Source organism: Agreia pratensis (genome assembly GCF_900177685.1).
In the GTDB taxonomy this organism is placed as follows: Bacteria; Actinomycetota; Actinomycetes; order Actinomycetales; family Microbacteriaceae; genus Agreia; species Agreia pratensis.
The window spans coordinates 158,770-171,924 of sequence record NZ_FXAY01000005.1 but is presented as its reverse complement, the minus strand read 5'-3'; the positions used below and the strand labels follow the sequence as shown (position 1 = coordinate 171,924).

The 13,155-nt window shown below is 65.0% G+C and carries 17 protein-coding genes; 8 read left to right on the top strand and 9 right to left on the bottom strand.

What is annotated here, in order from left to right; translation table 11 throughout:
• Nucleotides 1–60: 60 nt before the first annotated feature.
• From B9Y86_RS14550 to B9Y86_RS14535, 4 genes are all read left to right on the top strand, one after another.
• Nucleotides 61–1,830 carry a DUF7125 family protein gene (locus tag B9Y86_RS14550; RefSeq protein WP_085487366.1) on the top strand — a complete coding sequence of 590 codons (1,770 nt, stop codon included), beginning with the start codon at nucleotides 61–63 and terminating at the stop codon, nucleotides 1,828–1,830.
• Complete coding sequence (locus B9Y86_RS14545; protein WP_085487364.1) at nucleotides 1,827–2,114, top strand: circadian clock KaiB family protein; 288 nt, start codon at nucleotides 1,827–1,829, stop codon at nucleotides 2,112–2,114. The genes B9Y86_RS14550 and B9Y86_RS14545 overlap by 4 nt, the downstream gene beginning before the upstream one ends.
• A gap of 56 nt (nucleotides 2,115–2,170) precedes the next feature.
• Nucleotides 2,171–2,578 (top strand): ASCH domain-containing protein, encoded by a 408-nt coding sequence (locus tag B9Y86_RS14540; RefSeq protein ID WP_085487362.1) that lies wholly within the window; start codon nucleotides 2,171–2,173, stop codon nucleotides 2,576–2,578.
• An 88-nt stretch (nucleotides 2,579–2,666) separates the two neighbouring features.
• A complete protein-coding gene (locus tag B9Y86_RS14535) occupies nucleotides 2,667–3,365 on the top strand; it encodes a phosphatase PAP2 family protein (RefSeq protein WP_176223375.1) in 699 nt (232 codons plus the stop codon).
• 345 nt (nucleotides 3,366–3,710) lie between these two features.
• On the opposite strand, the gene B9Y86_RS14530 is transcribed toward B9Y86_RS14535, so the two are convergent.
• From B9Y86_RS14530 to B9Y86_RS14520, 3 genes are all read right to left on the bottom strand, one after another.
• Nucleotides 3,711–4,298 carry a TetR/AcrR family transcriptional regulator gene (locus B9Y86_RS14530; protein ID WP_085487358.1) on the bottom strand — a complete coding sequence of 196 codons (588 nt, stop codon included), beginning with the start codon at nucleotides 4,296–4,298 and terminating at the stop codon, nucleotides 3,711–3,713.
• The gene (locus tag B9Y86_RS14525; protein ID WP_085487356.1) at nucleotides 4,291–5,112 is read right to left on the bottom strand and encodes an alpha/beta fold hydrolase; all 822 of its coding nucleotides are present in this window, start codon (nucleotides 5,110–5,112) and stop codon (nucleotides 4,291–4,293) included. The genes B9Y86_RS14530 and B9Y86_RS14525 overlap by 8 nt, the downstream gene beginning before the upstream one ends.
• Before the next feature lie 115 nt (nucleotides 5,113–5,227).
• On the bottom strand, nucleotides 5,228–6,007 hold the full coding sequence (locus tag B9Y86_RS14520; protein ID WP_085487354.1) for an L-threonylcarbamoyladenylate synthase: 780 nt from the start codon (nucleotides 6,005–6,007) through the stop codon (nucleotides 5,228–5,230).
• A gap of 267 nt (nucleotides 6,008–6,274) precedes the next feature.
• On the opposite strand from B9Y86_RS14520, the gene B9Y86_RS14515 reads away from it, so the two are divergent.
• Both B9Y86_RS14515 and B9Y86_RS14510 read left to right on the top strand, forming a co-directional pair.
• Nucleotides 6,275–7,273 carry an acetamidase/formamidase family protein gene (locus B9Y86_RS14515; RefSeq protein ID WP_085487352.1) on the top strand — a complete coding sequence of 333 codons (999 nt, stop codon included), beginning with the start codon at nucleotides 6,275–6,277 and terminating at the stop codon, nucleotides 7,271–7,273.
• Entirely contained in the window at nucleotides 7,252–7,650 is a 399-nt protein-coding gene (locus B9Y86_RS14510) for a YybH family protein (protein ID WP_085487350.1), read from the top strand. Before B9Y86_RS14515 ends, B9Y86_RS14510 begins: the two co-directional genes overlap by 22 nt.
• Nucleotides 7,651–7,678: 28 nt before the next feature.
• Here the strand turns inward: B9Y86_RS14510 and B9Y86_RS14505 are convergent, their stop codons facing one another.
• The 6 genes from B9Y86_RS14505 to B9Y86_RS14480 form a co-directional block, all read right to left on the bottom strand.
• A complete protein-coding gene (locus B9Y86_RS14505) occupies nucleotides 7,679–8,062 on the bottom strand; it encodes a VOC family protein (RefSeq protein WP_139824924.1) in 384 nt (127 codons plus the stop codon).
• Between the two features lie 116 nt (nucleotides 8,063–8,178).
• A complete protein-coding gene (locus B9Y86_RS14500; protein ID WP_085487346.1) occupies nucleotides 8,179–8,460 on the bottom strand; it encodes a hypothetical protein in 282 nt (93 codons plus the stop codon).
• A gap of 68 nt (nucleotides 8,461–8,528) precedes the next feature.
• Nucleotides 8,529–8,702, bottom strand: a complete 174-nt coding sequence (locus B9Y86_RS14495) for a helix-hairpin-helix domain-containing protein (protein WP_085487344.1) — start codon at nucleotides 8,700–8,702, stop codon at nucleotides 8,529–8,531.
• 88 nt (nucleotides 8,703–8,790) lie between these two features.
• Nucleotides 8,791–10,692 carry an ABC transporter ATP-binding protein gene (locus B9Y86_RS14490; protein WP_085487342.1) on the bottom strand — a complete coding sequence of 634 codons (1,902 nt, stop codon included), beginning with the start codon at nucleotides 10,690–10,692 and terminating at the stop codon, nucleotides 8,791–8,793.
• A gap of 135 nt (nucleotides 10,693–10,827) precedes the next feature.
• Nucleotides 10,828–11,514, bottom strand: coding sequence for a DUF1275 family protein (locus tag B9Y86_RS14485; RefSeq protein WP_176223374.1), 687 nt, complete (start codon nucleotides 11,512–11,514; stop codon nucleotides 10,828–10,830).
• Nucleotides 11,501–11,791, bottom strand: a complete 291-nt coding sequence (locus tag B9Y86_RS14480; RefSeq protein ID WP_139824923.1) for a hypothetical protein — start codon at nucleotides 11,789–11,791, stop codon at nucleotides 11,501–11,503. The genes B9Y86_RS14485 and B9Y86_RS14480 overlap by 14 nt, the downstream gene beginning before the upstream one ends.
• 156 nt (nucleotides 11,792–11,947) lie before the next feature.
• Between B9Y86_RS14480 and B9Y86_RS14475 the strand changes: the two genes are divergently transcribed.
• A complete protein-coding gene (locus tag B9Y86_RS14475) occupies nucleotides 11,948–12,796 on the top strand; it encodes a siderophore-interacting protein (protein WP_217809213.1) in 849 nt (282 codons plus the stop codon).
• Nucleotides 12,797–12,859: 63 nt separating this feature from the next.
• On the top strand, nucleotides 12,860–13,138 hold the full coding sequence (locus B9Y86_RS14470) for a hypothetical protein (RefSeq protein WP_139824922.1): 279 nt from the start codon (nucleotides 12,860–12,862) through the stop codon (nucleotides 13,136–13,138).
• Nucleotides 13,139–13,155 lie beyond the last annotated feature (17 nt).

The following is a 13,155-nucleotide window of genomic DNA, read 5'->3' as shown; positions in this document are numbered from 1 at the left end:
GGTATTATCGCGAGACCGGGCATTCATAGGGAGCCTGCCTGACATCAACGAACGGATGGCATGGACGAGCAACCGCAGTTTCACGAAGTCGAAGCACGGTCTGTCCTCGAAACGGGCATAGTCGGTCTCGACCACATCACCGGAGGCGGTCTGCCGCGGGGGCGTGTGATCAGCATCTTCGGGGCGGCGGGCGCCGGAAAGACGGTGCTCGGTCTGCAGATTCTCGCCCATCGGGTGAGCGCGGGTGAACGTGCGGTTTTCATCAGTTTCGAGCAGACGGCCGATAGCGTGCTCGAAGACATGGCGGGCTTCTCTTGGGGTGCCGATGGATTTGCCGAAGACGAGCTGATCGTGCTCGAGACCGGGGTGCCGACCGATCTGCACGTCTCGGGCCGGTTCGACATGCAGGGTCTCATCGCCACCTTGCTCGCCGTGACCGACGCTTCGGGCGCCACGATCGTGATGCTCGACGGACTCAACGCGCTGCTGTCACTGCTTCTCGAAGAGGCTGACGAGCGGCGCGAGCTTCTGCGCCTGACCGACTGGGTGCGCAGTCAGGGGCTCACTGTTCTGATCACGGCGAAGGCGAGTGCAGAGAACGAACGTGCGCGCACCCGGGCTGAAATCCTCGACTACCAGACCGACTGCGTGCTTGTGCTCGACCGGCTGCAGACCGGCAACGCCATCTCGCGGACCCTGCAGGTGACCAAATATCGAGGTGCCGCACACATCGGGCACATCGTTCCGGTGGTCATGACGAACAATGGTGTCGAGGTCGTCATCGCTGGGGGACTGGCATCCGAGACACTCGCGCCGGGCGCCCCGGCGTCGCGGCCAGATCAGCGGATGCCTACCGGCGTCGAGGAGCTCGACCCGCTGCTGGGCGGCGGATATCTCGTGGGTTCGAGAACCCTGCTCTCGGGTGCGCCCGGAACGTCGAAGAGCACCCTCGCCGCCGCATTCTCCCTCGCTGTGGTGCAGGACGGGGGCCGGGTTCTCTACGTGAGTTTCGACGAGGTGCGCGCTCAGCTCGAGCTGCATACCGCGAGCGTTGGCTATTCATTCCGTGAGCCGCTCGAGAACGGGAGCCTGCGCATTCTCGAGGAGTCGGCGTCGGGCGGCACACCTGAGGAGTCGGCCCTGCGCATCGTTCGCGCCGTCGACGACCTGGGTGCCAATGCGGTGGTCATCGACCCTGTCTCGGCGTTGACCGGTTCCGGACATCCTTTCGCCGATGAGGCGCTCAGCTACCTTCTGACGAGCCTCAGCCAGCGTGGGGTCACGGTCCTGCTGACCTCGTTGCTGCACGGCGCCGCCACGGTCGATGAGGCGACGAAGAGCAATATCTCGACGATCGCAGATAACTGGATCCACCTCACCTACATAGCCAATGGTGGAGAGCGCAACAGAGCACTGACGATCGTCAAGTCGAGGGCGACGGCGCATACGAATCAGGTGCGAGAACTCGTGATCACGTCGGAGGGCATCGAGCTGCGCCCCGCCTACGTCGCCGACGGCGACGTGCTTCTCGGCTCGGCGCGCGCCCAGAAAGAAGAGCAGGATCGCACGGAGGCCTGGCTGCGCGCCGTGGAGTATGAGCGGGGCGAGGCCGAGATCCTCGCCTCGATGGCCGAGCTCGAAGGCCGCATCTCCGGTCTGGGCAACGAGGTCGACCTGCGCCGCCGAGACCTCGAGCGGCTGAGAACGACCAGAGACGGCGCACTCGAGCGCACAGCCACCGCTCTCGAGGCTCGCGTGGCCGCTCGCAGGTCGGGCAACCTCGCGAACGACGGCGACCTTGCGAACGACGGCGAAGGAGCCCACGAATGACCGAGACGTCGACATCGAGAAGCGCTGAGTTGACCCTGCTCGTGGCCGGAGAATCGTCGGCCTCGCGATCGGCTCGGGCCACGCTCGACGCTCTGATCGGTGACGGTCTGGCGGAGGCCTCCCAGGTGCGCGTCATCGACGTGTTGCAGCAGCCCGACTTCGCGCTGCGATACAAGGTCTACTTCACGCCGAGCCTCATCGTCGAGACATCGACCACCACGACGACGATCGTGGGAGACCTGCACGAAGTCGACGAGGTCAAGTCGCTTCTCGCCGCTGCCTGAGGTCTCGGCAGCGCCGCTGATTTTTCGCGTCGGCCGGCACCTGCTTAGCTGGTCGGATGCGTGACCAGCTTCCTGTAGTCGAATTCGCCTTCCCTGGTCCCCTCCGGGATCGCCTCGTCGATGCCATCCGATCCGGCGCTAAGACGGCCACCAGTTCGCTGCTGCGCGAATACGAGGTCGGCGAAGAAGCGCTACCTGTCGTCGGCGAGGTCGGCGCCGTCATTGATTCGAACGGCGAACGGGTGGCTGTGATCCACACCACCGCCGTGCGGGTCGTCGCCCTCACAGATGTGCCGCTAGAGCACGCCCTTGCCGAGGGGGAAGGCTACGAGTCCGTCGCAGACTGGCGCGCGGGCCACACCCGCTTCTGGACGTCGGCAGCCATGCGAGCCGAACTGGGCGATGGTTTCGAGCTCACCGACTCGTCACTCGTCGTGCTCGAGCGGTTCGTTCTCTCAGGCTGAGCGCACCGTCGCCCCGGCCCATTCGCAGCTTGGCGCGAGCGCAGATGCCTACTCTTGGTCGCGACCCGCGAACAACCGAATGGACCGTATGCCCGCCGTGAAGCACGCCGCACCGATGCCCGGGGCGCAATCGCGCATTCTTCGGGCCGACCCGCATCCTCGTCGAACGCTGATCGTCGCGGTGTGCGCCGTCGCTGTACTCACCCTTATCGGATTTCTCCTCCGCTCCCACCCCGTCGACCTGCCGATCTCGCAGGCCCTCAATGCGGCTCATATCGGTGCCCTCGGCGCGTTCACCTCAGCGGTCTACGTCGCGATCGGTCCGGGGCCCGCGATCATCGTCACGGCTCTGGTCGCGGTGGCGATCGGCTTCGTCGGCGGCAATTGGCGCAGGGCCGCCGCCTTCGCCGGAGTCGTCGCCCTCACCTGGGTTCCCGCGGGCCTGGTGAAGGTTCTCGTCGATCGGCCACGACCGGATGCGCAGGCGCTCGAGCATCCCTACTCTCCGGCGCAGATCGACGCCTCGTACCCGAGCGGGCACACGGTCTTCATCGTGGCGCTCGTGATCGCCGCGCTGTATCTGCTCGCGGGCACACGCTGGTTCCGCACGGGAGTGGTCATCGGCAGCGTGCTCGTCGTGGTCGTCGTGCTCTCTGTCGTGATCGACGGTCTGCACTACTCGACCGATGCGCTCGCCTCGGTCGCCTGGGCTCTACTCGTGGCGCCGGCCGCCCGCCTCGTGTGGGTCGACTGGATCCTCGCGCGGTTCTGGCCCGGCCGGCGCTAGAACTCGGTGCGCTGCAGCTCAGGTAGAACCGCCTCGCGGCGTACGAAGTCACCCGATTCGGCGCAGTTCTCCTGAATTGTGGCGCACCGGCTCGGAGCACGCACGCTCAACGCCCGGCAGTGACCGGGGCAGGCGCATTCTCGACGGCGAGAGCTGAGGGTCGGCGCTAAATGAGGACATATTGCTCGGAGCAGAGAAGTCCGACGGATTCAGCCTCGGAACTCTACACCTTGGGTTGGGGCGGAACGAAAATTGTCCTCAGTTGGCTATCGGACTCGTCGACCACATCGCGTTGCTGAGGGCTACGGACGCACATGTTTAGTAGCACGCCGGTGTCACAGCTTGCTAGCTCTGGGCACCGTCGACCGGGTCCTTCCAATGGTCAAGCGCAACCGTGAAGCCGCGGATCAGCCGCTCGAAGCTGCGGTCGATGTCTGCCTCGAGGGCGAATCCGCCCGTGGTCTCGAGCGACACGAATCCGTGGAGAAGCGAGCGGAAGGCGCGGATCGCATCCACGGAGTCATCACCCTCGAGCCGATACGCGGTGAGCACGTCGGCGATGACCTGTACGGCAGACATCATGGTGGCCTCGTCCTCGACATCTCGCGGCGCCACAGGGCTCTGCGTGACGTCGTACCTGCCGGGGTGCTGGATCGCCCAGTTGCGGTACGCGTGCGACATGGCGAAGATGGCGTCGGAGCCGGAGCGACCGATGGCGGCGCGCGAGATCGCCTCCCCGAGTTCGCGCTTGGCGAGCAGAGAGACGCTTCGGTGCAGGCCCGCCAGCGAGTCGAGATGCTTGTAGAGCGAGGGTTGCTTGACGCCGAGTCGTTCGGCCAGGGCGGCGAGTGTCAGGGAGTTGAGCCCCACCTCATCCGCCATGATCGCGGCCGTTTCGACGACGACGTCGCGGCTGAGGCCCGCCCTAGGCAACGGGAGCCACTGTGGAGAGGAAGTCCAGAACCGCGGGCGTGGTGATCTCGGGACGCTGCGACTGCGGGTAGTGCCCGGCCTCGGGCACCATGACGACGTCTGCGTGCAGCTTCTCGCCGATCCAGGTGGCTTCGCCGGCCGGGTCTTTGAAGTCGGGATCGCTGTCGCCCATGATGACGATGGCCGGAGCCGCGACCTTGCCGAGGCTGGCCTCTGCGGGGGCGTGGTCGGTCTGCCTGGTCGTGAGCGAGAACGCCTTGCCGTATCCGGGGCGCTTGAGGCTCGCGACCACGCTCGCGCGGTACTGCTCGAAGTCGGCGGGCTTCTTGCCCTTGTAGAGCGTGGGCATATAGGCCTTCCACATGGTGGTCACCCACAGCGGGGCCATCATCGTGCGGAACATCCAGGTCTCGAACCCCGAGGCTTGTGGATTGCGAACGAACGGACCGAACAGCACCAGGCCGGAGACCTTCTCGGGGTGCCCTGCGGCGACGATGACTGCGGCGCCGGCGGCGAGCGAATTGCCACCGATGACGGCCTTTCTGCCCAGTTCGTCGATGAGGGCGTCGATGTCACCAGCGGTCTCGGGGTCGCCGTAAGACGAGAAGGTGATGTCGCTGTCTCCGTGGCCGCGAAGGTCGGTGGTGGCGACGGTGTACCCGGCAGCGACGAGCTCGGGGGCCAGGTAGCGGTAGGTGGCGCGCAGGTCGCCCATGCCGGGAACCAGGACGACGAGGGGGCCGGCGCCCTGAACGTCGTAGGCGATGCGGCCTTCGGGCCGGACGATGTAGCGAGTGGGGGAGGAAGTTGTCATATGGCTAGTATGCATTCCTGTTTGGCTAAGGTCAATAGCCAAAACCAACCGAATAGGGGAACGAGAGGTGCCGGCCAGGCGCGCACCCGGTCGACACCTCTCTACCGATCTCGGCTTAGTAGTACTCGCCCTGGCGGTAGTCCCAGCTCGAGAACGTGTCGGCCAGCAGCGACATGATGCGGTCGACGGCCAGTCCCTTGCGAATGAGCGTCGGAGCGGGAGTGATCGATCGCTGCCCGTTCTGTTCGGGAACGAGGGTGCCGAATACGTCGACCATCGACACCATGACGCCCTGCTCGTAGCGACTGTCGGCATCCTTGTCTGGCTGGATCGACGCGACGTAGTCGTCGGCCTCGATGATCACGTCGGCGGCTTCGAAGATGCGCTCGCCGATGCCTTCGACGAGGCCCCGGTTGCCCTTGCCGGAGGGGTTCGCGGAGCTGGCGAAAGCGATCTTGCCGTGCTTCTCGTAGAGTTCGCGGGCCGTGTTCTCGGCCGGAAGTCCGAACTTGATGACGAAGCACGACGTGCCACGGGTATCCATCATGAGTTCGTCTGAACCATCGGCGGGCAGCGATGCCCTGCCGTCCTCGCTCCAGGGCAGGATGCACCCCAGCAGCACGTCCTCGTTCCAGCATCGCTCATAGAGCGAGTCGATCTCGGGGGTGAGCTGCGCCAGCTTGCGCAGCATCTCGAGCGAGCTCACAAGCACGACGCCCGGTTTGTTGCGGTTGCGCTCCTTGGCGTCGAACTTGCGCTCGAGGCCCTCTTTGTCGCTCGTCATAATGATGTAGCCGACCTTGGTGGCGACGACGGCGATGCCGCCCTCGCCCGAAAGCAGATCGACTGCCTCGGTGGGGGTGCCGCCGGTCCAGTGGATGGGTGTGGTGCTCATCGGGTTCCGTTCAGTGAGTCGTGACGCGGTGAATGATGTACGCCCCGGCGATCTCATTAGACGATCGTCTGAGCAAGTTGATCGTACGGTCGTCGACGTGGTGCCGGATGCCTGACGGCGGCTTTAGCGGCGGGCATTCAGCGTCTTCAAGGCGGGAGCGAAGCTGGGGATCCGTTTAAGCGGTGCGAGCGTGAGATCGCGACAATTGACGCATCCGGCGGCCCGCTGCGTCGAGCAAGATGGCACTACCGAGCTGAATGGGGAGCAATGCCTGAGCCGCACGTCGTTGAATCGACCACTGACACCATCCGATCCGGTTATCTCGACCCGACGGCCCCGCCGGTCGTGTCGATCGCCTCGGGAGACCGTGTGTCCTTTCCCAACACCTGGACTCATTGGGGAAACGAGGCCGTGTTCGGCATGACGTTCGCCGAGCGGGAGCCGCTGCGCCACAAGTATCCGCAGGGCCCTTACTCGATGCTCGGCCCCGTCGAGGTGATCGGAGCCGAGCCTGGCGATGTCATCGAGTGCAGCATCGAGACGCTGAGGACTCTGGATTGGGGCTGGAACAGCTTCCCTCTCGGCGTTGGAGCGCTACCCCATGATTTCTCCGAGCCCTATCTGCACTACTTCCGCTTCGACGACGACCGTCGGCGCGCCGAATTCGTCCCCGGTGTCGAGTTCGATCTGAACCCCTTCGTGGGAGTCATCGGCACCGAGCCGTCTGGCGAGAACGCGACGAGCGCCATCCTGTCTGGACCGTATGGCGGAAACCTCGTGCTGAACGCGCTCACGGCCGGCACCTCGGTCTTCCTTCCCGTGTTCAAACCGGGTGGACGGGTCTGGTTTGGAGACATCCATGCCGTTCAGGGCGACGGCGTCGTCGACCAGACGGCGATCGAGACGGCCGCCGAAGAACTCGTGATTCGCTACGACCTCCGCAAAGACGTTCCCTTGTCTGGGCCGTTGGTTGAGACAGAGACGGAGTGGATCGGATTCGGGTTCAGCGACACCCTCGACGACGCGCTTGTGCAGTGCCTGCGCGGCCTCATCGCGTGGCTTCACGTAGCAGCGGGAATCAGTGAGAGTGAGGCCTACGCTCTGTGCAGCCTCGCGGTGAGCTTTCGGGTCACCCAGTTCGCCAACCAGACGGGGTCGGCATACTCATCGGTACCCGCGAAGACGGTGCACGGCGTGGTTCCGAAGCGAGTGTTCTCTCCCGACAAGGTGGCGCAGATCAATGCATGGCTGAGGCCCGCGACGTGAGCGCGCTGTCCGACGCTGATCAGCAGCAGATCGTCGCGGTGATTCGTCGAGCGGACGAGCTCGCGACGGCACGCGACGTCGACGGGTATCTCGCACTCACGACGCCCGACATGGTGCTCGATGGAACTCAGGGTGATGCCTCCGGCCGCGACGCAGTTCGGTCGGCGATTGGTGGCATCTGGGCGGCTGAACCTGTCGGCACGCGGCATGTCACGAGCGATGTCGTCGTCACGTCGAGTGACGACACGAATGCAAATGCCCACTCCACCCTCACCCTGATAGGTGCTGACGGCGAGGTGCGCGCCGTCGCCAGCATCTCGCAGTCGCTGCGTAAGACGGATGGCACGTGGCTGATTGCCCGCCGCTCCGTCGGTTAGAACCGGATGCGCACGATGTGCCTCGCCATCAGTCTTTCGGCGCGGCCTCTCTCACAGAGAAGAGGTTGCCGAAAGGATCGAGCATTTGGCACAGGCGCTCACCTGTGAACACTGTTTTCGGCCCTCGATGTGCCACCGCGCCGTGGGCGGTCCACTCCTCGACGAAGGCGTCGACGTCGGAGACGGTCCAGTAGGGACTGGTTCCGGCCGGACCAGGAGAATTGAGTTCGTCTTTCTGATGCAGCGTCAGCCTGGTGCCGTCGAGGTCGAAGGCCACGAGTGCTCCGCCCCGCACGACCGGCTCACGTCGGAGTCGCGCGGAGTACCACTCGATCGCCGCATCGAGGTCGTCGACGAAGTAGAAGACGTTGCCGACCCCGGCGAACTCCACTGCTGCTGGCTGATCCGACATCACAGACCTCTTTCCCCTCCGGTGGTGCGATCATCGCCAGCCTACGAGCGGGTGCAGCCGCGTGACGAGCCCTCGTGGGGTCACCCCGCCGCATCCGAGATGCGACGATCAAGAATCTACTTCTCCGGCTTCTCCCGAACCTTCTGAATGGTTTCGTTCCATTCAGCGGCCAGCGTCGCGCGAGTGTCATCGTCGAGCCGATCATCCAGTACGTCGAGGAACGGGTTAGGCATGGCCTTCTTGGCGGGTAGGGAGGACAAGTAAAGGCTGGCCGCCTCCCGCACGCGCGACGTGGCGCGTTCGATTTGCCTCATGGAGCTCTTGTCGGCGTTGGCCACAAGGGAGTGCTTCTCTAGAGCCGACAACAGCTTGTTCAGAGCCTTCGCGTTCTTTGTCATGTACGTATTGTGGCGCGTTCAGGCGTGCGGGGTGTGCGGCATTATGAGCAAGCCACGGGGCGCCCGAGTCAGCTCTCCAACTCGGCTCTCAAGACTGCAATGGCTTTTGGCCCGACTCCATGAAGTGTCGCGAGAAATGCGAGATCGGCATTCTCCAGGTCATCGAGGTTCCGCACCCCTACCTCGGCCAGCGCACGAGCTGCCGGCGCTCCGATGGCGGGAAGCGGCCGGGGATCGTCCATGACTTGCAGGGTACGCCCCCGTCGGAGCGACCCGTACGTCGGTCGGTCACCTCATGGCTGACCTCCGAAGTGGCGACGCCCGCAACGACTAGGGCGCGCTCGCCGCTTCCTCGTCTGCCGCAACATTCTTCTGCACCGCGAATTGGGTGCGGTGCAGCTCCTCGTACCGCCCACCCGCAGCCAGCAGCTCCTCGTGCGTGCCCCGCTCCACGATCGAGCCATCTTCGACCACGAGAATCAGGTCTGCGCTGCGGATGGTGGAGAGGCGGTGCGCGATCACCATCGCGGTGCGCCCCTCGAGCGCCTCGCTGAGCGCCGCCTGCACGGCGGCCTCAGAGGTCGAGTCGAGCGCGGCCGTGGCCTCGTCGAGGATCACGACGCGTGGCTGTGCGAGAAGGAGCCTCGCGATGGTCATCCTCTGGCGTTCACCGCCAGACAGTCGGTAGCCGCGCTCGCCGACCATGGTGTCGAGCTGGTCGGGCAGCGACCGGATGAGCGGCTCGAGCCGCGCGCGACGCACGGCGTCCCACACGTCGTCGGTGGATGCATCCGGCCTCGCGAGACGCAGATTGGAAAGGATGGTCTCGTGAAAGAGGTGGCCGTCTTGGGTCACCATGCCGAGGGTGTGCCGCATGGAGGCGAAGGTGACATCGCGCACATCCAGCCCCGCGAGGCGCACGGCGCCGCTGTCGACGTCGTAGAGGCGCGAGAGCAGCTGCGCGATCGTGGACTTGCCGGCACCCGATGTGCCGACGAGGGCGACGGTCTGGCCCGGCTCGATTCTGAAGGAGACGCCGTGCAGCACCTCCTCGCCGCCGCGGGTGTCGAGCGTGGAGACCTCTTCGAGGGAGGCGAGAGACACCTTGTCTGCAGACGGGTAGGCGAAGCGCACATCGTCGAACTCCACAGACACGGGGCCCTCGGGCACGGATGCGGCGTCGGGCTTCTCCTGGATGAGCGGTTCGAGGTCGAGCACCTCGAAGACGCGCTCGAAGCTGACCACCGCGCTCATGATCTCGACTCGGGCGCTCGCGAGGCCGGTCAGTGGAACGTAGAGGCGGGTGAGCAGGAGCGCCAGGGTCACCACGTCGCCGGTGTCGAGCTGGCCGGCGAGTGCGAGAAAGCCGCCGAGCCCGTAGACGAGCGCGAGGGCGAGGGCGGAGACGAGCGTCAGAGCGGTGACGAAGACGAACTGCAGCATCGCGGAGCGCACTCCGATGTCTCGCACGCGGGCGGCGCGCACGCGAAACTCCTCGGCCTCGTCGTCGGGTCGGCCGAACAGTTTGACGAGGGTGGCGCCGGGAGCTGAGAAGCGCTCGGTCATCTGCGTGCTCATGGCGGCGTTGTGGTCGGCGGCCTCGCGGCGCAGGGCGGCGAGCCGGCTGCCCATGCGGCGCGCGGGTATCAAGAAGAGGGGCAGCATGATCACGGCGAGAATCGTCACGAGCCAGGAGGTGCTGAGCATAACGATCAGGGTGAGGATCAGCGCCACGATGTTCGTGACCACACCAGAGAGCGTGCCGCTGAAGGCCTGTTGCGCGCCGATGACATCGTTGTTGAGGCGGCTCACGAGGGCGCCGGTGCGTGTGCGGGTGAAGAACGCGATCGGCATCTTCTGCACGTGGTTGAAGACGGCGGTGCGCAGATCGAGGATCACGCCCTCGCCGATGCGCGCCGAGTACCAGCGCGTCACGAGTGACACTGCGGCGTCGGCCACGGCCACGAGGGCGATGACGACGGCGAGCCACACGATCGTGTTGACCGCGCCCCGGGCGACGATGACGTTGACCACCTGGCCGGCGAGCACCGGCGTCGCGACCGCGAGGAAGGCCCCCACGACAGAGAGGGCGATGAAGATCACCAGCTTGGCCCGGTAGGGCACCGCGAAGGCCAGGATGCGCCGCACCGACTCACGGGAGAAGCCGTGCTTGCCGTCTCTGGCGCTCGAGATCTTGTACAGCGAGCTCCAGGCAGCGCTCTCCATGCTCATAGCAATTCCTTCCGTGGGCACGAGGCCGCACTGAGAGTCTGACGGTTCGCGTCTGGCATTGTGACCAGAGGAGGCCCTGCGCCCGAGATCGACGACATCAGATTCTTCTATCCGTGACGGCTGAGCCGTGTCTGCCTACTCCGAGCGCACCCGCCCGGCAATGACGACAGCGGCCGCCGCCGCGAGAGCCACCGCCAAAGGCAGTATGGGTCCGGCCCACTTGGCGGATGCGATGACCACGGTTTCGCAGACCGCCCCCAGCGGCAGCATGAGAATGCTGACGACACGGATGACCTGCCCCGTCGAGCTTCGTTCCGCGAGAGATTCCATCGTGCTCGTCAGCGTGCCGGTGACATAGGTGGTCGTGACGCCCGAGCGATCCGACAGGCGTCGGGCCGCGACCGTCTGCAGGGCCAGCGCCGCAGAGGCGAGCGCCACTGCGAGAATCTGGCCGTTCGGGGCCGAGGCCCATCCGAAGACCCAGACCAAAACGACGATCGCCTGCAGCACGATCGAGCCGATCAAGAGATGCGTCCACGTCGTGGCGCGAGGCGAGTTCGTGGGAGCGCGATGCGCGCTCGTCAGCCGGAATCCGAGGTAGAGAAAGGCTGCGAAGGCCAGGATCGCCGTGACGGAGCCGATGAAGGTCTGCAGAAACTCGGGCCTCGAGAACATGCCGCTCAGAATCAGGTTGCCGGTCATGTTGGCGGTGAAGATGCCGCCGAGGGCGAGGAACGCGAACGCGTCGGCCGCGCCGGAACCGAACGAGAGCAGCAGCAGGCTCACATGGACGGTGCGCCCGGCAGGCTCACTCGGTGGCATCACCATCGAGAGTCGATGCCTCGTCATCTTCTGAGCTGTCGTCGAGCTCGCTGAGGATCGCTTCGGACGGGTCGGCGTCGGCCGGTTCGCCGGCGAACTCGAATCCGTCTTGATTGGGGTCGCTGGGCAGGCTCACGATGGCTCCGTTCTGAGAGAGTGGCAAGTACGTGCGCGCTCTCGCGACGTTACTCGCGAGCCCGGATGCCGCCACACGACAAACGTCGAAAGCACCGGCCAGGCCGATCGTGCTCTCGTCTGACTGTTGTGGCCGCCTCACTGCATGAGTGTTCGCGCAGATACCCCCAACGGGTATCGGCTCGGCGGTGTAGGTTAGGTGTGGCTAACCTAATTACACGACAGATGTTCGAGCAATGACGGGTGCCACAGATATCGAACCGAGCACGGTGGCGTCGCCACGACCATGGGAGAGCACATGAGTGAACTGCACGCCGAGACCGCGTCCTCGCGCAAGCGCAAAAGTCCGTCGCGGCTGGTGCCGACAAGTCGGCGCATGCTCACGGCGGAGGTGCATCGCGTGCAACGGCTCAGCGAAAGCATGGTCGGGATCACGATCGGCGGCCCGGAACTAGAGCACTTCGAGTATCAGGGTGCCGATCAGTTCTTCCGTTTCTTCTTCCGTAGGCCCGGCCAAGACGTGCTGCGTATGCCGACCTGGGGCAACGATGGGTGGCTCGCGCAATATTTGCTGATGGCCGCGCCGACGAGGCCGCACTGCCGCATCTACACGGCACGTTCGTTCCGGCCTGAATCCAACGAGCTCGACATCGAGTTCGTCGCTCACGGCGATTCGTCTCCGGCATCCGGTTGGGCGGTGCGTGCTCAGCCGGGCGACCCGGTGGGCATCTTCGATGAGGGCACGACATACAACCCGCCCGCCGTGGATGGGTGGCAGCTTCTCGTCGGAGACGAGAGCGCAATGCCGGCGATCTTGTCGATTCTTGAGGGTTCTCCGGCAGATCTGCGCGCTCAGGTGTTCCTCGAAGTCCCGCACGCGGCGGACATCCGTGAGATCACGGTTCCGGATGGGGTCGACATGCACTGGCTTCCGCGTGAGAACGACCATGCGATTCCGGGAAGGCTGGCACTTGAGGCGCTCATCGAGGCACAACTTCCCGCCGAGAACCCGTCGTATGCCTACCTGGCCGGCGAAAGCGGTCTGGCGACGGGGGCGAGGCGGTTTCTCGTCAATGAGCGTGGCATGCCGAAGTCGGATGTGAAGTTCCAGGGCTACTGGAAACACGGCAAGGCAAGCCCCGGATAACACTGGTCGGCGTTGAGGATTCCATTGACCGACTCGACCTGCGCGCTCGATATGGCTCCGCTCGTGATCCTCGACAAGAGTCTTAGACAAACACGCGCCTGGTGCATGAGGATCGACACACAACCGTGCAGCGCGGCTGAACGACTGCACGACACCGACGTGAAGGAGCAGATCATGGCCGACCTCGAAACCCAGGCAGCACTCTCAGAAGCCCGAAAAGCCGCGAGTGCTGCGAGCTACGACATTCAGAAACTGCCCGAAGATTCGGTCGAGCGCCAGGCGCTGCACAACCTTCTCACCGCCGTGGACTACCTGATTCAGGCTGCCGACGGATCGGAATGAGAACGAGCACGCTGCGC